The following is a 279-nucleotide window of genomic DNA, read 5'->3' as shown; positions in this document are numbered from 1 at the left end:
GCGCGCTGAATCTCACGACGGGCGCAGCCTACGCCCTGCTCGGCGCGATGCCCATGATCATGATCACCGGGCAGAAGTGCATACGCAGCCGGACCCAGGCGCGATTCCAAATCGTGGACATGGTCTCGACCATGACGCCGCTGACCAAGATGGCGCGCCAGATTGTCGACCCAGCGACAATTCCGACCAGCGTGAGTGAAGCCTTTCGGGTAGCGCAACAGGAGCGGCCAGGGCCGGTCCATCTCGAACTCCCGGAAGATATCGCAGCCGAGAAACTGG

Annotated in this window: 1 pseudogene; it reads left to right on the top strand. The window is 62.7% G+C overall.

Annotated elements, in window-relative coordinates:
* Window positions 1-279: pseudogene (locus tag EN818_RS32325) on the top strand (thiamine pyrophosphate-binding protein); the annotation flags it as partial.

The sequence above is a fragment of the Mesorhizobium sp. M3A.F.Ca.ET.175.01.1.1 genome (assembly GCF_004791945.1).
Classification (GTDB): Bacteria; Pseudomonadota; Alphaproteobacteria; order Rhizobiales; family Rhizobiaceae; genus Mesorhizobium.
The sequence above is the reverse complement of the archived record's forward strand: the minus strand, read 5'-3'. Positions and strand labels throughout refer to the sequence as shown.